The organism is Paenibacillus sp. LHD-38 (assembly GCF_031157315.1).
In the GTDB taxonomy this organism is placed as follows: domain Bacteria; phylum Bacillota; class Bacilli; order Paenibacillales; family Paenibacillaceae; genus Pristimantibacillus.
On record NZ_JAVIFU010000013.1, the window covers coordinates 16,099 to 34,950 of the forward strand.

The following is an 18,852-nucleotide window of genomic DNA, read 5'->3' on the forward strand; positions in this document are numbered from 1 at the left end:
TGCTACCATGTCACAATTAACGCAAACCAACATTTCCACCCTTCGGCTTTGCTTCTACGGCGCAGGATCAATGGCTGAGGCAATCGCAAGAGGGTTGATCAATAAAGAGCTTATCCAAGCAAACCGCATCTCTATGCTGAACCGTCAAAATGCTGAACGTCTTAATGAGCTTCACGAGCAATACGGCGTACAAACCATTCTGCAAGGCGGAGCAAACGAATCTTACATGCGGGAAGCGGATATTATTTTTCTCGTGATGAAGCCAAAGGATGCTGCCGAAGCGATCGCTTCCATCAAACCATTCGTTTCTCCTAACCAATTGATCATTTCCGTAATTGCCGGATTATCGATCCGTACAATTGAGCAGCTCCTTGGCGATCAATCGGCTGTCGTGCGTGTGATGCCAAACACCTCAAGCACGATAGGCCTTGGCGCTACAGGAATTAGTTATTCAAAAAAAGTCACCCCGCAGCAGCGCCTGCTTACGGAAGCGATTTTCAGTTCGGTCGGCATTAATGCCGTCGTCGATGAATCGCTCCAGCAAGCGGTAACCGGCGTGTCGGGCAGCGGTCCTGCTTATGTTTACCATTTCATGGAATCCATGATCGAAGCGGCTATTCAGTTAGGTCTATCTGAATCAGCAGCAAAGGAGCTTGTCGTACAAACCGTTCTAGGCGCAGCGGAAATGGTTCGCCATACGGGCGAAGAGCCGGCGGAACTTCGCCGCAAGGTAACATCCCCCAACGGCACTACGCAGGCCGCTCTTGAGCTAATGGCCGAAAACCGCTTTGCCGAAACCATAAATAAAGCCGTTCATCGTTCTGCTGAACGCGCGGGTGAGTTGGGCGCAGCCATCGAGAGGAGCATCACGGAATGAATGGAGTATGTATAGCAAATTACCGCGCTTATGACGATAAAGCCGATTTTAATAAGAAGGCGCTCTCGATTGCTGTAGGCTTGACCGTGGGCAGCTGGACTGAGCTTCCTGAAGCTCAAAAAGCAGAAATGGAGAAGCATCTCGGCAAGGTGTTGTCAGTCAACACTCATGAGCCTGCGAGTGTCGCGCCTGGGGAACGTTATGCCGATATCAAGATTGCTTATCCCGATATCAATTTCAGCCGTGATCTACCTGCCCTGCTCGTTACCGTGTTCGGCAAGCTTTCCATGGATGGTAAAATCAAGCTGATGGATCTGGATGTTTCCGAAGATTTTGCATCTGCTTTTCCTGGTCCGAAATTCGGGCTTAACGGGGTTCGCGAGCTGCTTGGCGTCCATGATCGCCCGCTGCTTATGAGCATATTCAAATCCGTCGTGGGCTATGATTTGGCCAATCTGCAGGATCAATTTTATAAACAAGCGCTCGGCGGCGTTGATTTAATCAAAGATGATGAAATTTTATTCGAAAACCCGCTTACACCGCTTGAGAAGCGTGTCGAAGCCTGTATGGAAGCGGCTCGCCGCGCAGAGGCAGAGACAGGCCAGAAGCTGCTATACGCTGTTAATTTAACAGGTCCGACGTCTCAGCTTGCTGCCAATGCCCGCAAAGCGATTGATGCGGGTGCCAACGCACTTCTGTTCAATGTACTCGCATACGGCTTTGATGTTTTGCATGAACTGAGCAGCGATAAATCGATTCATGTGCCTATAGCTGCACACCCCGCAATGGCTGGAGCAATGTATCCATCCCCTCATTACGGCATTAGCGCATCCTTGCTGCTTGGCAAGCTGATGCGTCTCGCAGGGGCAGATCTTGTGCTTTTCCCATCGCCGTATGGTTCGGTCGTCATGCCGAAGGAAGAAAACTTAGCGGTTAAGGATGCTTTGCTTGCACCTATGCATGGACTTCGGAGCAGCTTCCCTGTGCCATCTGCTGGCATACACCCAGGGCTCGTGCCGCTCATCTTGAAGGATTTCGGCACAGATGTTGTCGTCAATGCAGGTGGCGGAATTCACGGCCATCCCATGGGAACCGCGGCGGGAGGACAAGCATTCCGTCAGGCAATTGCAGCCACATTAGCTGGCGTTCCGCTCCGCGATGCGGCTGAGCAAGCTGGCAATGAGCCGCTGCAAGCGGCAATTCAAGCATGGGGGATCAAAGAATAATGACAGACAACAAGGCAGCTAAGAAACGCATCGTGTTCTGTGATTTCGATGGAACGATTACGGTAAACGACAACATCATCGCCATAATTAAGCATTTTGACCCGGCGGGCTGGGAGAAAATTGCGGAACAGACGATTGCGCAGGAGATCACCATCAAAGATGGCGTTGGTCAGCTGTTTCGGCTCCTCCCTGCTTCCATGCAAGCTGAAGTCATTGCGTTCAGTATTTCGAATGCCCGAATTCGTGAAGGATTTGCCGAATTCCTCGAGTATTGCAAGGAGCAGCAAATTGATTTTTACGTAACGAGCGGCGGTATCGACTTTTTTGTTTATCCCATTCTCGAAGCGTTTAATATTCCAAGAGATCATATTTATTGCAATAGCAGCGATTTTAACGGCGAACGCATTGAAATATTATGGCCAAATCCATGTGATGAGCACTGCAGCAACGATTGCGGGATGTGCAAAACAACGATCATGCGTCGTTTTCCTGCCGATCAGTACGAGCGTATTATTATTGGCGACAGCGTTACGGATTTCGAAGGCGCAAAGCTTGCTGACGTAGTTTATTCCCGCTCTCATTTAACCGTAAAATGTAACGAGCTTGGGCTGCCTCATCATGAGTACGAATCGTTCCATGACATTATTAACATTATGAATATCGAAAGGAAGATTGTGAAATGAGCTTTCAGCAAATCGCTTTAGAAGATAAACAGCGGGCTCTATCCGAGCTTCGCGAAGTAAAGGAGCTCTTTGCTTTACGCGGATGGTTCCCTGGCACAAGCGGCAATCTATCCATCCGTGTCGGAGATTTCCAAGCTGATGATTTTCAGTTTGCGGTCACGGCAAGCGGCAAGGATAAAACCGTACATACGCCGGAGGATTATCTATTCGTTGACCAAGATGGCAAGCCATGCGAGGCAACGCGGTTAAAACCGTCTGCCGAAACACTCATTCACTGCGAAATTTATAAACTGACTGGCGCCGGAGCTATATTCCATATCCATTCTGTATTCAACAGCGTCATTTCTGAATACTTCTGGGATCGTAAATCTGTGCCGGTTGACGGTGTTGAGCTCATCAAAGGCTTTAATATTTGGGATGAGGAAGCCCATATCGATATCCCTATTGTTTCAAACTTTGCCCATATCCCTTCTATCGTCCCTGAAATTACGGAACGAATCGTCAAAAATATTCCCGGCATTTTACTCCGAAAGCACGGGATATATGCATGGGGTGCCAATGCTTTTGAAGCAAAACGCCATCTTGAAGCTTTCGAATTCATTTTCGAGTATGTTTATCGCATGGAGCTGCTTATGCGCGGTAATCGATCGTAACAAGCGTAAACGGCTGTCGCCGTCCTCAGTGGCAAAAGCTATCGTTTCGCGGAGATATATCAGCACATTTATAAGTGAAAACTTATAAATTCTTATATATTTAAATAATAGATGCCTCAGAAGCAAAACCACTGCTGAGGCATCTATTTTTATATTCAAGATTTAACCGCATGACCGACTTGCTGCATCACGCGGCTAAGTCTCGTTTGCATGTTTCCGAAAGATTGACTTTGACGTAACGGAAACGTTCATAATGACATAAGAGGTGATTTTTTTTGAAGGTGCATGAGGCAGCTCGACAGCTCGGCGTTACACCCCGCACGCTGCGATTTTACGAAGAAAAAGGACTCATTAGTCCTAGCAAGGCGCTTGTAAACAAGTATCGTTCCTATTCTGAGCATGATCTTATCAGGCTGCGCTGGATTACATCGCTTAGGGAACTAGGTATGTCCTTGTCCTCCATCCATGATGCTTTATCCTCTATGGATGAGCCTGAAGCATTTATTCGCACAGTTGACAGTGCACGCGCTGTTTTATATGAACAATGGATTACCGCTTCGAAAGCGCTGCAGTCGCTTGATCTTACGATATCCGAATGGCGGCGCAGCGGCCTCCCCGAGCTTGATAAAGTGGAAAATGCGGCTGAAGAAATGAAGCGCAACCGATTGGTCCGAGCTTCTTGGAGCGATCAATGGAATTATGATTTTTTAGCGCTGCAGCACGGGTACGATACGCCTCTCGTTACGCTTGACGGATTGCTGTCAGAGGAGCAATATAATGAAGCCTTAATTAAAACGGTAGAATGGCTGGATCCGGGTATGGGCGAGGTTGGTTTAGAGCTGGCACCAGGCGGCGGCAATTTATCTGCCCTGCTCGTTAGAGCAGGAGCAAGACTCACCGCTGTCGAGCAATCCGCCGAGATGCTCGCTATTCTTAGGGAAAGGCTGCCTTCTGTTGATGCTAAGCTAGGTAATATGCTGGCCTTGCCGCTCTCTGCCCAAAGTTATTCCTTCATTGCATGCAGCTTTGCCATGCATCATCTAAATCATAACCAGCAGCTCTTGGCCCTTGAAGAGATGGATCGTGTGCTGCTTCATGGCGGCCGCCTCGTTGTAACAGGAATCATGACCGCAAGATGATAAAGTTTTGAAATCACCTTTATACATGGAGAAGGAATCACATTCAACCTGGCATCTCTCCATTGCTTCCGAGCTGGTAAACTGGCTTGAAGGCAAAGGCTATTCAACCATGCTGGCCAATCTAACTCCCGTGACGGCACTTCTTTATGCGAGTAAGCCGTAAACAGCTTTCTCAGCCTATGGCCTTCTCAATTAACGGGAACATCTCCCGCTATTCTGACACAATTAAATAGTGAATTACGATTAACGGGAATTTCTCCTGCTGATTCTATTGATTTCGTTATCAATACTCGTTTTTCTCGAAATTAAATGGTGAATTTCCAGTTAATTTTCGCTGTTCGCCTAATACATGCTCATTAACAGGAGTTTTTGGAGTTAAACTATAAAATAGACAATCCAGAAACCTGTGTAAAGGAAAAAAGCCAAGTCACGTTAACGACTGATCGTCCGCGACTTGGCTTCTTCCCCAGGGCATAATCACCCTCGCTTTATTCCCAAATGCTTTGCCTTATTCAAAAATTGCATTTGCAATAACCGCTAGATCAGCAACATCAATGACACCGTCATGGTTGATATCCGCTTTTTTGATCAAATTCCAATCAGGGCTTGCCGAGTTTTTACCATAGCTGGCAGCAACAATACCGAGATCGCCAATGGTCACCTTACCGTCTGCGTTAATATCACCCGATTTTGAAGCATTGACTGAATTTTCAAATGCTTGCAAAGCCTGATTTAAGATGCTTACGGCTTGATCGATGGCTGCTTGGCTTTCAGCATTCTCGGATGCTGCCGCGGCTGCAGTTATCGCAGCTTGCAAAGCAGCTTTGGAACCAACCGGGTATTGTCCTGGCGCACTGCCTTCCACCGCTGCATCCACAGCAGCCTGTGACTCAGCAATTAACGAATTCAAAGCTTCTTTGTTCAGATCATTAGTGCTAGTGACTTGCAGGTTATGCGTGACAGGTGCAAGTGTTGTCTCCACACCCGCTCCGCTTGCAAGCTGTGCCCGAGACAGAGTAATACTTGTATTAGCTGTCTCTTTGATCGCTTTCCAGTTTAATTTAAGCAGATCCCCATCGCTGGTGACGGGATGATCCGCACCTTGGCTTGCAAGCAGAATACGGACTTGACCAAGGACTTCCGTTTGAGAATCAATGACCAAAAGACCTTCTTTCAGGGATACGGCTGAAACAAAATCAAGCTTTTCGGGATCATAGTTGAAGATTAGATCCTGTGCAAAGATAGCATCTTCCAAACTGTTCGACACATGGGCTAAACCATAGTTCACCTCGAAATCATTTCCTAGCGGAACTTGAGACATGCCTGTAAGTGTCCCCGTTAATTCTTTTGAAACATTTGGATTTGGTACATCTGCCTTATACGTCGTTAAAAAGTCTAAATTCACATTACCAATACTTCCGTTATCAATACGATAACTGATTACATTTTCACCTGCTTGTAAGCTCAAACGCTCAGAAGCGGTAAACCATTCATCCCAGCTGATTGCCGTTTTGTCTGGAGCAATTGTTTTTACGAGTATACCATTTACATAAACATTGATTTTTGCCCTTGCTGGTAATTGCGTCGTAGGATTATTTGTAGATTCCCCATTTACTTGTACGCCGTAAGCATATCTCACGCCAACGATATAATCCCCTTCTTCTTCTGCATTCACGACAAAACTCGCTTCAGCACCAGAGGTTTCCGGCAGGTTAATATAACCAGTACCTTGATAATTTGCATGGGTATTGTCTTTTGTAATGTCACCATAGTGAATGGCGTCTTCTGCTTGATACATATCACCTAGGCCCAAATCTCCCGAAGGTAATTCTTGCCATTCATAGGGAGAAACCGGTTCGCCAAACTGAGGTGTTCCATCCTCATTCCAACCGATTTTCTTAATATTTACTTCACGCCACCAGTTACGTCCCGTATCTTGATATACGCGTGAATGGTAAATCATCCAATCTTCCGTGCCGTCTGCCGATTTTACAAATCCTGCTCTGGCGGGTCCGGATACATCACTGGTAGCTACGAAAACATCATTCGTACGGGTCCAAGAATCCGGATTTAAGAAATCCCCATCTGTATTTGTGAAATAAGATAAACGATAACCATCTGACGCATAGTCGCCCTCTGACATCGTGATAAATACTTTTCCGTCTTTTTGTAATACACGAGGTCCTTCCCCGCCGCCGCCTGGCAAGAAAGAGCGATCTGCCGTAATCGTATATGGATTATCCATTGGAGCAATGGCCGGTCCGATCGGCTCCCCGGGGCCTAAGGTACCCCAAACCGCATAAAGTTGTCCGTTATATTCGAATACCGTAAAGTCATTTGCTTGTTTATACTCGCCATTCTCGCCAGCATATAAAGCGCCTTTATCCACATATTCCCCTAGCGGATCATCGGTGACGGACTCCAAAACGGTTGCCATATGTTTGTAACCATATTCTTTTAAGTCGGCACAGTAATAGATATACCATTTTCCGTCAAAGAAGAAGATTTCCGGAGCGAAAATCCTAGTTTGTGTTCCTTTTGAATCAAATACCATGACCTTTTCACCTTGATCGATCAGGGTACGGGATTTGGATACATAAACTTTATTGTTAGAGTCTAGATTACTGGAAGATACAAAGTAATAAAATCCGTCTTTATAAGTTACAAAGGGGTCCTGTCCTTGATAAAGCGGGTTGTTGAATTTGTCAGATACCGAAAAACTTGTGACTCCCATTTCTTTCATAAAATCGGAACGGGCAATAGAAACGTTTTCAATCGCTTCTATTAATAATTCTGCCTTCTCTCTGTCATCTACTTCTTGGTCATCAATCGTGTCAAGCAATGTCTCTGCGGTTATTTTTACGGCATTTATCTGATTGAATGCGCTTTCGGTTACTTTGTCAGCAAAGTTTTCTGTTAAATAAACCACCTTTTGAATTTCTGCTGCCAGATCCGCTTTTTTAGTTGCGATCAATCGATCTGCCGGCAAATAAAGTGCTGATTCAGGAACGATCTCTCTATTCTGGCTTGCGCTTTCCCATTCCATACGAAGCCATGAACCCCCCCAGCCTTGCAGATACTCAACTTTGATGTCATAATGTTTCCCTGCTTCCAAAGAAACCGGGACACTAACTTGTGGGATTTCCCATTTTTGCTGCCAAAAGTCAATAATCAGCGCTCCATTAATCCATACTCTGAACCCGTCATCACCAACCATATGGAAGGTATAATCCTCCGTATATTCTGGTACTATGGTACCTGTAAATCGTGCTGTGTTAAAATCGGGTGTTCCTGAAAGTTGGTTAAAAATGCTAGCAAACGAATCACCATTTAAATTGGCAACAGCTCTTTCTCCTCGTAAATCATCGAATTTAAATATAGTAATATCTTCCCTGTCATTAGGGTTTTTTACGCATTTAAAAAACTCACCCAACAATCCGTGACCTTCCATTGTTGAATCTGCAGCATGAGCATTCATAGGTAAGTTGATCATACCTGTAAATAAGATAATAGCCATGAGCATTCCTAATGCTCTTTTCATACTGATTCCTCCAATTCTAGAATTCATATCTACTTTAACCATTTGGCAGCATTATTTACTCAATAGGTTTCCTCCTTTTCCCATATTTACGGTGTGCTACAAACTTAACACATTTCCAAAAATATATATTTCTAATATCCCGATCTTTTTTACAATTTTCTATCCTTTTTTTCTATTTTCAGAATACCGATTAACCCATTGATTTGATTATCGTTTACGTTAGACCCTCGCTTTGATAGCTTGATCCGTATAAAAAAAGAGGCTAAGCCTAAGGGCTTAACCTCTTCCTCCGCGAAACTTCTGTGCATGCGCGCGGGCTTCGTCAGCATTTGTTACCCGGTTGCGGCTCCATTCAATCAATATCCGGTCAATGTACCGCAGGCTTAGCTTACCTGCAAAAACAGCTTCCTTCAACGCAAAACGGATGATTTCCTCCGTATACCGATCATGGTCAAGCCATCCGGAGATCGTCTCGCACTCAATGGGAGATAATAATCTTCCGAACTCCTGCTCGAATACGCTGAACAAATCCGATGCTGGCGCTTGCTGCTGCTTTGCAGGCTGCCGATCAGCCTTTTTCGTTTCCCGCTTCAGCTCTGCAGTAAGCGAAGTAGCTTTAAGCAGCCATCCTGTCCAATTATAGCGCTCCGATTGCCTGCCCGTGGAGTTGTCCACATATTCATCAATGGTTAAAAAATCTTCCTTCATCAACCGGCCGAGCAGTTGGCCAACCTCTTTTACGGTTAACCCCATACGCTCAGCCAGCTCCGCTGGCGTAGGAAAGTCATTCCTATCGGCATCCATGTAAACCATGATTTGCAGCAGCAGCATCGCTTCTGTGTCCGATAAACCAAGCTGGCGGTATGTACGCAACAGCATCGCCGATACATATACGCCGCCTTCCTGCACTGCAGCAGCCATACCATGCGAGTAAGCCTTCCATATCTCGTTGTTCACTGCCAGCTGCCTCCTAAATTAACCTTTTATGACTTTTTAGCTTGCTTGACTAAGTTGTAAGTATCTCTCGCGATCAGCAGCTCTTCATTTGTAGGAACGACGAGTACTTTTATGCGGGAGCTGTCGGTCGTAATTTCACGCGCATCCTTGCGTCGCTCGGCATTGCGGGCTTCATCAAGCTCAATGCCGAGAAAAGAAATGCCTTCACAAATCGCTTTGCGCAAAGCTACGGAATTCTCGCCCACGCCGGCCGTAAACACGATGGTATCTACACCGTTCATAGCAGCCGCGTAAGCGCCGATATATTTCTTCACACGGTAAGTATACATATCAAAAGCAAGCTTGGCGTTTTTATCCCCATCGACCATCGCCTCAGTAACCTCTCGCATATCGCTGCTTATCCCAGAAATAGCCAGCATTCCGCTATGCTTGTTAAGCATAGAATTAACTTCATTTAATGTCAATTCCTCTTTATTCATAACAAAAGGCACGATAGCTGGATCAATATCGCCGCTTCTCGTCCCCATCATTAGACCTTCGAGAGGAGTCATCCCCATGCTCGTGTCGAATGATTTTCCGTTCAAAATCGCTGCGCAGCTTGCCCCGTTTCCGATGTGGCAGGTGATCATTTTGAGCGATTCCAACGGTTTTTTCAAATAGTCCGCTGCTTGCGCGCTCACATAGGAATGCGATGTGCCATGAAAACCATATCTACGAATTTTATGTCGGCGGTACAATACGGTTGGAATCGGATATAAATAGGATGTGTTTGGCATCGTTTGATGGAATGCGGTATCGAATACGACCGCTTGCGGAACATCCGGCAAATTCGTTTCTACTGCCGTAATTCCCATCATATGGGCCGGGTTATGCAGAGGGGCTAAGTCAAATAATCTGCGAATCTCCAGTTTAACATCCTGCGTAACGAGTACGGAGCTGCTAAACACCTCGCCTCCGTGTACGACACGATGTCCAACCGCTTCGATTTCATTCAAATGACTGATTGCGCCGAATTCCGGATGCGTAAGCATATCTATGACCCGTTTAACAGCCGTAACATGATCGAGTATTTCACTTACATTACGTACCTCCGGCTTATCGACCGGTTCATGCGTGACAATGGAAGAATCCATTCCGATACGCTCTACGCGGCCGCTTGCCAGCACGGATTCATCTCTCATATCGTAGAGCTGATATTTTAACGAGGAGCTTCCTGCGTTGATGACTAGTACTTTCATTAGATCCGGTCCCCATCCTTATCATATTTAAAGAAGCCGACGCCTGATTTGACGCCTAAATGTCCTGCACGCACCATTTTTTTCAGCACAATGGACGGACGGTATTTGAGTTCCCCGTATTCACGGAACATCCGGTCAAGAGCAGCAAGCACGGAATCAAGTCCGAAGCGGTCGCACATTTCAAAAGGCCCATGCTGGAAGGAATACCCTATACGCATTGCTCTGTCGATATCCTCTGCGGAAGCTACCCCTTCCTCCAATACATGAAGGGCTTCATTAATGAATAAACAGATGAGGCGGGATGTCACGAAGCCGGGAGATTCAAACACCATGACTCCTTTTTTGTTAATGACTTCTTCAACAAAATGTTTCGTCTGCACGAACGTTTCCTCTGAAGTCTTCAAACCGCGGACGATTTCAACCAAATCAATCTTAGATACGGGATATATAAAATGCATGCCAATCACGCGGTCAGGCTGCTTCGTTACACTGGCAAGCTCCGTTAAGCTAAGCGTTGATGTATTGCTCGCAAGAATAACATCCGGGCCGCAAATCCGATCTATAGCTTCGAAAACTGCTTTTTTCTGCTCCAAGTCCTCCGTAATCGATTCGATGACGAGCTCGCAATCCGCCAGCCTTTCATAGCTTGTCGTTGCCTCTATTCTATTCATAATAAGCTTCTTCTCGGATTTCGTGAGCGCCCATTTTTCTATTTGTTTGTCCAGGCTAACTTCGATCATTTGTTTGCCATAAACAAGACGCTCGTCCGAGTGCTCAATAATAATTACATCCAATCCTTTTGAGGCAAGCATTTCTGCTATTCCCTGCCCCATGGTCCCCACGCCTACCACGCCTACTGTTTTTATATGCAATGTATTAGCTCCTTTAGTATGGTAAGTCTGCTTCTTATAACGAATTGAGAAGCATTCTCTGCAATAATAATTCAATCTTATTATAACGGTTTTCATCAAAAATAGAAGGCGGATAGACACTCCGCCTTCAAATTGTAATATTGTAAACGTTTTATGCTGCTGAATTTGTCGCAAATAGCGTTCTAAACTCATCTCCGCTAAGTGTTTCCTCTCGCAGCAGCGTTTCCAGCGATTTCGTAAATACATCTCTTCTGGATTCTAACATCCCTTTTGTTTGCAGCATAAGCTCATCCAAAATCGTGCGGTTCGTTAAAGCCCATACATCTTTTGTCATCATGGATGCATCGATTATGCCTAGATCGGTCAAACCGGATTCCACTAATGTTTTAACAATATTCATAGCTTGCTCGAAATCGCCTCTCGATCCGGTGCTGCGGTCACCGTAGAACATTTCCTCCGCTGCAGCTCCGCCAAGCGCAATCATAATTTGTCCATTTAGGAAATCTTTTGTATATAAATACTGATCCTGCTGTGGATTATGACGCACATAACCCAGTGCTTGTCCCCGTGGCGATAAGGCTACCTGTGAAACACTGCCTGGGCGTACCAGCTCCGCCATTATCGCATGACCAAGCTCATGAAGCGCGATGCGCTCACGTTCTTCCTTTGTCGCTTCCCGATCCGTCTTCTCGCCCATCATCACTTTATCGATCGCCATGGATAGATGATTTTCCGCGATTTGCTCACGGCTCTCCCGCATCGCATAGATCGCTGCTTCATTCATGACGCTCTCAAGCTGTGCGCCCGAGAAACCGAAAGATTCTCGCGCGATTCGATCCAAGTCAACCCCGTCTTCAATGGGCTTATTGTTAGCATGTATATTCAAAATATGCAGCCTGCCCTTTTTATCCGGCAGTTCGACGCCGATATGGCGGTCGAAGCGGCCTGGCCGCAAGAGCGCGCTGTCCAGCATCTCCTTGCGATTAGTTGCTGCAATCAGCAAAATCCGCGGGGATTCATTGGCGTGTATGCCATCCATTTCCGTCAACAGCTGATTCAAGGTTTGATCATATTCCCGCTGCTGTCCGCCGTCTCTTTTGCCGCCGATGACCTCGATTTCATCAATGAAAATGACTGCACTGCTCTTTTTGGCTTTATTTGCTTTGGTACGCGCTTCTTTGAACAAATCCCGTACGCGTCCCGCGCCAACGCCGACATACATCTCGACGAACTCACTGCCTGAAGCAGCCAAATAGATCGAATCTGTATATTGAGCGGCAGCTTTAGCAAGCAGGGTCTTACCGGTTCCCGGAGGGCCCGCCAATAATATGCCTTTAAGCGGACGAATGCCGAGCTTTGCTATTTTGTCCTGATGAACAAGAAAATCAAGAGCTTCAACCAGCTCCTGCTTTGCCCTCTCCTGGCCTCCAATTTGCTCAAAGGTAAAGGGAGTAGACTTTACGTCGGTACGCTGTTTCTGTCCGGTCATGGCCGTTAGCTTGCCTCTGCCGCGTGCAGCATAGACGACTGCAAAACCAATAACGCCGAGCATCAGCATAGGAACGACATTTTGTCCGATAAAGATCAAAAACGCAATGATAATTGGCACCAATCCAATCGCAATTTCAATCCCATATTTCCGCATATTACCAAGCCTCCAATTCGTTAGAGGTGCGAGGCAGCACGACGTATTTCACCGCTTCAGGATTTTTTATCGTAATATATACGTTTTTTTCATCCATTTCCGTTGAAATCGTTATATCTTTGTACGCTTTAGCTGCCTTATTCATCGCTTCTGGAATGTTGGAATAGGTTTTGGTCTCCATGGCTTCAGCAATATCGAACATGGCCGCATACCATAAATCCTCAAGCTGCTTATTTGGTTTCCCTTTAAACTTCAACGTAAGCTGACGGTCATCAAATATATCTTCGCCGTTTGCCTGAATTCTCTCATATACATCGCGAAGATTCGCATCCTCGTTCAATTCAATTGGAATGGTTACCTGCTCATTATCCATAACCGGCTTATCTGAAGAAACGACACCGGTTATTTCTTTAGCGACCTGCTCTAACGGCGCTGCTACTGCTACTTGATTGTAAATTGCCCAACCGCCAAATAAAACGGAAGCCGATATGGCTGCTGTAATTACTATTGGTATCACTCGCGGTCTCAACATATGCAAAATCCCTCCCGCAGCTTTTTATATGATTATTCCGTATATCAATTCCTCTATACGAGAGTATATCATGTTTTCCTGCTGGATTCGTCCCGCAAATAAAGGAAACGGAGCCTTACGGCTCCGTCCGAGATGGAAGTTTATAGGAATCAATGAAGTTTCCATTATCAAAACGATAGAAATCATAATGGTAATGGGCCGGGTTTTCACCGTCGCTGTAATAGATTTCCCACACTCGCTGACCTTCAAGCAAGCCGGGTTGAATCCTTTTCACAACTGCTTTTGGCTGCTTGCTCTTGAACGTAGCTTTAAGGTCCTGCGCGGAAATTCCTTCTGAGGCTTTGGTCACCTCGGGCAGCTTCTCCTCCGCTAACCATACAAATACATTCTCATCCTCTTTATTGATTCCTTCAATAATCCAGGTTTCTTTATTCCAAGTATGGTGATAGACCTTTTCAACTTTAGTAAGCTCGGCAGCTTCTATAGCTTGCTTCTTGGCAGCTTTAATTGCCGCCCATTGCGGATTTTGTATTTCATTGAAATAAATAAAACCGACTGTTAGAAGCAGCAAGAGACAAGCGATGATTACGAATAACCATCGCTGAACCGTCATGAACGGCGGACGTTTCCTTGCTGTGGCGCGCATTAGGCGTTAAGCAAGCGATCGAAGCTCGCCTGCGCCTCGTAACGAATTTTCTCCTCATCGAGGAAGGTGCATTCGCCGTTTTTCAAAACTTGCCGTCCGTCGATCCACACATGCCGAACGTCTCGCCCAGAGCCTGAATAAACCAAATGTGACACAATATCTGTCTTCGGATAGAAATGCGGCTGCTCGATATCAATTGCGATGAAATCGGCTTTTTTACCGACCTTCAGGCTGCCGAGTTTATCCTCCTGCCAGATTGATTTAGCCCCATAAACCGTTCCAAGCTTTAACGCTTCCGAGGCCGGAATAGCCGTCGGATCTCCTGAAACCCCTTTATGAAGCAAAGCAGCGAAACGGATTTCCTCGAATAGGTCGAGGTTATTATTGCTTGCTACGCTGTCTGTACCTAGAGATACCGTAACACCTGCACGAAGCAGATCGGGAACGCGAGCAATTCCGCTTGCCAGCTTAAGATTGCTAACGGGATTATGCGATACGGCAACCCCTTTGGCAGCGAGCAGCTCAATTTCAGCGTCATTTAAATGAACTGCATGGGCAACAAGCGCGGGACGGGAGAAAAATCCTAGGCGATCCAAATGCTCGACAGGGCGAAGTCCGTAGTCTTTGACATTTTGTTCAACCTCGGTGATGGTCTCAGACATATGAGTGTGCAGAGGCAAATTATAATCATGCGCGGCCTGTACAAAGCGTTCGATATATTCAGGAGGACAGGTATACGGCGCATGAGGAGATATCATCGTCGTAATACGACCGTCTGCTTTACCATTCCAATCGCGTGCGAAAGCAATGGCTTCAGTAAGCTTAGCTTCCTGTACGTCAGGAGGGCAAAGTCCGATTACGCCTCTCGTCAAAACGCCGCGGATGCCGCTTTGTTCAACCATCTGTGCAACTTGATCCATGCGATCGTACATATCAACAAATGCTGTTGTACCAGATCGAAGCATTTCCACGATAGCTAAAGCACTGCCGGCGCGGGTATCTTGGTCGACATATTTGCCTTCCATAGGCCACATCTTCTGTTCCAGCCACACCTGCAGGTTTTGGTCATCCGAGTAACCGCGAAGCAGGCTCATAGCGGCGTGTCCATGCGTATTGATGAGTCCTGGCATAAAAGCAAGCTTACTGCCATCCACTTTTTGAACAACTTCAGAAAGCTGCTCAGGAGCTTGTGTACCTATGTACGTAATACGGTCGTCGGTTACGACCATATGTCCTTTAAATGACGGGTTTTCATCATCCATTGTAATAAACAATCCGTTTTCAATCCAAATCTGACTCATCCTGCGTCTCTCCTTCTCTAACTAAATAATAGGCTATGCTAAGCAATTCCCTTGTAAAATCCGCATTTTGAATACGCACCTCATCAGGCACCCGCAAAATGGCAGGCGCGAAGTTCAAAATGCCCTCTACGCCTGCTTCTACGAATTGATTAGCCACGTTTTGCGCTTCAAAAGCGGGAACCGTGATGATTCCGATTCTGATTTTTTGTTCTGCAACCGTAGAGATAAGTTCGCTCATGGGCAATACTTTCAGATTATTGATGCTCGTTCCGATCTTGCTCGGATGAACATCAAAAACCGCCGTAATTTGCATGTTATCCTTGGAATACTTATTGTAATTGCACAAGGCATGCCCCAAATTACCCGCGCCGACAAGCGCGACCTTGATCGTTTGGTCAACCTTTAGAATCTGACGGATTTTTTCAATCAAATAAACGACATCATAACCGACGCCCTTTCGGCCGAACTCACCGAAATATGCAAGATCCTTACGAATTTGAGCAGGATTCAAATCAAGCTTTGTGCCTAAATCCTGTGAAGAAACGGTTTGGATTTCTCGATTCACCATTTCATTCAACACTTGGAGATAAACGGGAAGCCTTCTGACGACAGCCTCCGATATTTTCGTTTGCTTCATCGCTTCTCCTCCTCTGCGCTTGCCTCGTTATGACGAACCACGGGCTGGGCAGTTTTCTCTTCGCTTAGCCACTCCCGCATTCGTACAATCATTTGATCCGTATGCATGGTTTCGATTTTTGGACCGGGCAAGGAATATAAGAAATGTTTCCCGTAATACGTATCGATCACTCTAGTATCATAGATGATGACGATTCCTTTATCCTGCGATGTTCTCACCAAACGGCCAAAACCCTGCTTAAAGCGAATAACGGCTTGAGGGATCGAAAGCTTCATGAACGGGTTTTGCTTTTGCCGCTGCAGCATTTCCGCCTTTGCTTCCGCTAACGGATGGCTTGGCGGTTGGAAAGGCAAACGCACGATCGCCAGACAGATCAATGCTTCACCCGGTATGTCCACGCCCTCCCAGAAGCTGCTTGTGCCGAGCAGAACGGATTCAGGCGTTTGGCGGAAGCGTCTTGTGAGTTTTGTGCGATTGCCGCTGTCGATTCCTTGCCCCAGCACTTGAATGCCGGAGACGGAAAGCTTCTCTTTTAATGGCTCGTATACTTGTTTAAGCATGCGGTACGAAGTAAACAATACAAGCATTCTGCCCTTCGTTTCCTTTGCGGCGTCAGCAAGCGATGCAACCAGCATTTCCAAATAAGTATCATCGACGGAGACTCCCTTCAAAACAGGGAAGTTACGCGGAATGACCACCAGCGCTTGCTCCCTATAATTAAACGGAGAAGGCAGCTGCACCGTTTTTAACCTGCCTTGTTCTTCATACCCTGTTAGGCCAAGCTGCTCTTCGGCATACTGAAAGGATTTCTGAACGGACAAAGTAGCGGAAGTCAGTACGATACTTTCTTTCACATCGAAAAAGTACTTTTGCAGCTGGGCGCTTACATCAACCGGCACGCCATAAAGCTGCACTGAGCGATAACGGTAATTGTTGCTTGCTTCGATCCAAAATACGGAATCTGTAAGTTCTAACTTGATAAATGTCCGAAGCTCATCCTTTAGACGGGTTAAATCGCGGACAGCACCGTTTAGATCCGTAATCAGCGCCTGAACGGATGAATCGTCAACACGATCCTTGATATCCGTGACCATCTTGTCGACGGTGCGGACTACTCGATTCAGCTCGGTATGAAGATTTCCTTCTACCGTGACTCCGTCCTCCCAACCCGCAGGCAGTTCATTTTTCTTCAGCCTGCATACCGATTGTCCATTTTCAGTCGGACCATCCGATGAGGTAGTCGTGAAGCTGTAGAACATTTCAAAGAGCTTATCCCAGTGTTCTTTTATTTCTTGGAAAATCGGAATAACCGTATCTATGGTCTCCAGCCAGGAAGCCTGATGCGCGTCATCCTCATACAATAGCTTTTGGCGAAGTCCCGGCAAAAGTCCCGAGCGCGTATCTTTATAAAGACGAAGTACAGCCTGCGTTAAAGAGAAATAATTGATCTGCATGCCCAGATGCTTGCCAGCCACCTCTTCGACATGATGTGCTTCATCAATAATGAGATGAGTATACGATGGCAGCAAGCGATGATCTGCTTGGACATCGGTAAACAGCATGGAATGATTCGTTATGGTGACATCAGCTATATTGGCTTCATGCTTAGCCCGGTGATAAAAGCATCTTTTAAACCAAGGGCAGGCACGATTTAAACATGAATCCGTATCACTTGCTACGGTAGACCAAAAGTCAGAACCTTTGTTGCCAAAATTCAGCTCCTCTTGGTCCCCGGTCTCCGTTTCACCCAGCCATACGACCATTTGCGCTGCCGTCACCGTATCCTCGATTGGCGATACCAAATCTTTTGTGTTCACTTTGCCTTCAAATTTTCGCAGACATAAATAATTCCCTCTGCCTTTGAAGATAGAAGCTCTAAAATCAAATGGTAAAATTTCTTCCAGAAGCGGCAAATCACGCTGTCTCAGCTGCTCTTGCAAATTGATAGTGTGGGTGCTGACGACTACCTTTTTACCGTTTTGGATTCCGTAATAAAGTGCCGGTATTAGATACCCAAGCGATTTCCCTGTCCCCGTTCCCGCCTCAATTAGCAAATGCTGATTTTGATTAAGTGCGCTGTACACCTCTTGGAACATGGCTACCTGCGCTTCCCGCTCTTCGTAATTATCAAACTTTTGCTCGAAACGATGCCTTACATCGGCTAGATAATTATCGAATGAAACATCGGTTAACGGCATGGAATTAACGCTGCCAGCCCGCGGCGGTTGTTCGTCGCTCCATTCGCGCACCTTTAACGCAAATTGATTGAAATAATCATATTCATTGGATTCAAATACGGTCCGATACTCCATTTCCTGCTGCGTATGCTTGATGAACCAGCTTAAATCGCTTCCGTCGTCTACAAGCGCGGAAAGCCGCTGCAAAGTGAGCAGCGGCAGTTTGCGAAGCTTTTTAACCGTTTCGATTAGCAATAACGCGGTTGCCTTAGCGTCGCTATCTGCACGGTGATGCTGATCATGCGGGATACCGAAAAGCTCAGAGACAGCTCCAAGCTGGTACGTATTTATTGTAGGATAAAATATTCGAAGTAGTTCAATGGTATCCAGCCTGCGTCCCCCAAACGGACGTAAGCCGCAACGGTTCAGCGCTTGGTTTAAAAATCCGGCGTCAAAGCCAACATTATGAGCGACCAGCACCGCATCGTCCAATAATGGAACAAGGCTGTCGATAACCTCTTTGAGTGTTGGAGCATCCGCTACAACCGATTCATCTATGCCTGTTAGTTGTGTAATGAAGGCCGGTATTGGGATGTTAGGCCGAACAAAGGAGCTAAACGTATCGATGATTTCAAGCTCATCAGAAACGATGACCAGCCCAACCTGTAAAATGTCATCCTCCGAGCTATGTCCCGTCGTTTCTAAGTCCAATACTGCAAATTTCATTC

General features: G+C 46.2%; 16 protein-coding genes. 6 read left to right on the forward strand and 10 right to left on the reverse strand.

The genetic code is table 11. From position 1 onward, the window contains the following. Positions 1-7: 7 nt before the first annotated feature. The 6 genes from proC (at position 8) to RCO25_RS12975 (ending at position 4,741) form a co-directional block, all read left to right on the forward strand. Complete coding sequence (gene proC, locus RCO25_RS12950; RefSeq protein WP_308996569.1) at positions 8-877, forward strand: pyrroline-5-carboxylate reductase; 870 nt, start codon at positions 8-10, stop codon at positions 875-877. Beyond that, positions 874-2,103, forward strand: a complete 1,230-nt coding sequence (locus tag RCO25_RS12955) for a 2,3-diketo-5-methylthiopentyl-1-phosphate enolase (protein WP_308996570.1) — start codon at positions 874-876, stop codon at positions 2,101-2,103. The genes proC and RCO25_RS12955 overlap by 4 nt, the downstream gene beginning before the upstream one ends. Further along, positions 2,103-2,786, forward strand: coding sequence for a 2-hydroxy-3-keto-5-methylthiopentenyl-1-phosphate phosphatase (locus tag RCO25_RS12960; protein ID WP_308996571.1), 684 nt, complete (start codon positions 2,103-2,105; stop codon positions 2,784-2,786). The genes RCO25_RS12955 and RCO25_RS12960 overlap by 1 nt, the downstream gene beginning before the upstream one ends. Further along, positions 2,783-3,439 carry a methylthioribulose 1-phosphate dehydratase gene (mtnB, locus tag RCO25_RS12965; RefSeq protein ID WP_308996572.1) on the forward strand — a complete coding sequence of 219 codons (657 nt, stop codon included), beginning with the start codon at positions 2,783-2,785 and terminating at the stop codon, positions 3,437-3,439. The genes RCO25_RS12960 and mtnB overlap by 4 nt, the downstream gene beginning before the upstream one ends. Positions 3,440-3,720: 281 nt before the next feature. Continuing rightward, the gene (locus tag RCO25_RS12970; RefSeq protein ID WP_308996738.1) at positions 3,721-4,578 is read left to right on the forward strand and encodes a MerR family transcriptional regulator; all 858 of its coding nucleotides are present in this window, start codon (positions 3,721-3,723) and stop codon (positions 4,576-4,578) included. Between the two features lie 7 nt (positions 4,579-4,585). Then, positions 4,586-4,741: a hypothetical protein gene (locus RCO25_RS12975; protein WP_308996573.1), complete on the forward strand. Its 156-nt coding sequence runs from the start codon at positions 4,586-4,588 to the stop codon at positions 4,739-4,741. A 345-nt stretch (positions 4,742-5,086) separates the two neighbouring features. On the opposite strand, the gene RCO25_RS12980 is transcribed toward RCO25_RS12975, so the two are convergent. The 10 genes from RCO25_RS12980 to dinG form a co-directional block, all read right to left on the reverse strand. Further along, positions 5,087-8,119: a family 43 glycosylhydrolase gene (locus RCO25_RS12980; protein ID WP_308996574.1), complete on the reverse strand. Its 3,033-nt coding sequence runs from the start codon at positions 8,117-8,119 to the stop codon at positions 5,087-5,089. Positions 8,120-8,395: 276 nt separating this feature from the next. Beyond that, a complete protein-coding gene (locus RCO25_RS12985; RefSeq protein WP_308996575.1) occupies positions 8,396-9,076 on the reverse strand; it encodes a DnaD domain protein in 681 nt (226 codons plus the stop codon). Between the two features lie 26 nt (positions 9,077-9,102). Beyond that, positions 9,103-10,314 carry an acetate/propionate family kinase gene (locus tag RCO25_RS12990; RefSeq protein ID WP_308996576.1) on the reverse strand — a complete coding sequence of 404 codons (1,212 nt, stop codon included), beginning with the start codon at positions 10,312-10,314 and terminating at the stop codon, positions 9,103-9,105. Beyond that, the gene (locus RCO25_RS12995; protein ID WP_308996577.1) at positions 10,314-11,186 is read right to left on the reverse strand and encodes a 3-hydroxyacyl-CoA dehydrogenase family protein; all 873 of its coding nucleotides are present in this window, start codon (positions 11,184-11,186) and stop codon (positions 10,314-10,316) included. The genes RCO25_RS12990 and RCO25_RS12995 overlap by 1 nt, the downstream gene beginning before the upstream one ends. A gap of 151 nt (positions 11,187-11,337) precedes the next feature. Next, complete coding sequence (locus tag RCO25_RS13000; RefSeq protein ID WP_308996578.1) at positions 11,338-12,831, reverse strand: AAA family ATPase; 1,494 nt, start codon at positions 12,829-12,831, stop codon at positions 11,338-11,340. A 1-nt stretch (position 12,832) separates the two neighbouring features. After that, complete coding sequence (locus RCO25_RS13005) at positions 12,833-13,363, reverse strand: hypothetical protein (protein ID WP_308996579.1); 531 nt, start codon at positions 13,361-13,363, stop codon at positions 12,833-12,835. Positions 13,364-13,478: 115 nt separating this feature from the next. Continuing rightward, a complete protein-coding gene (locus RCO25_RS13010) occupies positions 13,479-13,976 on the reverse strand; it encodes a cell wall elongation regulator TseB-like domain-containing protein (protein ID WP_308996580.1) in 498 nt (165 codons plus the stop codon). A gap of 32 nt (positions 13,977-14,008) precedes the next feature. Next, complete coding sequence (locus RCO25_RS13015) at positions 14,009-15,310, reverse strand: amidohydrolase (protein WP_374992108.1); 1,302 nt, start codon at positions 15,308-15,310, stop codon at positions 14,009-14,011. Next, positions 15,291-15,947 (reverse strand): redox-sensing transcriptional repressor Rex, encoded by a 657-nt coding sequence (locus RCO25_RS13020; protein ID WP_308996581.1) that lies wholly within the window; start codon positions 15,945-15,947, stop codon positions 15,291-15,293. The genes RCO25_RS13015 and RCO25_RS13020 overlap by 20 nt, the downstream gene beginning before the upstream one ends. After that, positions 15,944-18,850, reverse strand: a complete 2,907-nt coding sequence (gene dinG, locus RCO25_RS13025) for an ATP-dependent DNA helicase DinG (protein ID WP_308996582.1) — start codon at positions 18,848-18,850, stop codon at positions 15,944-15,946. Before dinG ends, RCO25_RS13020 begins: the two co-directional genes overlap by 4 nt. Positions 18,851-18,852: the final 2 nt, after the last annotated feature.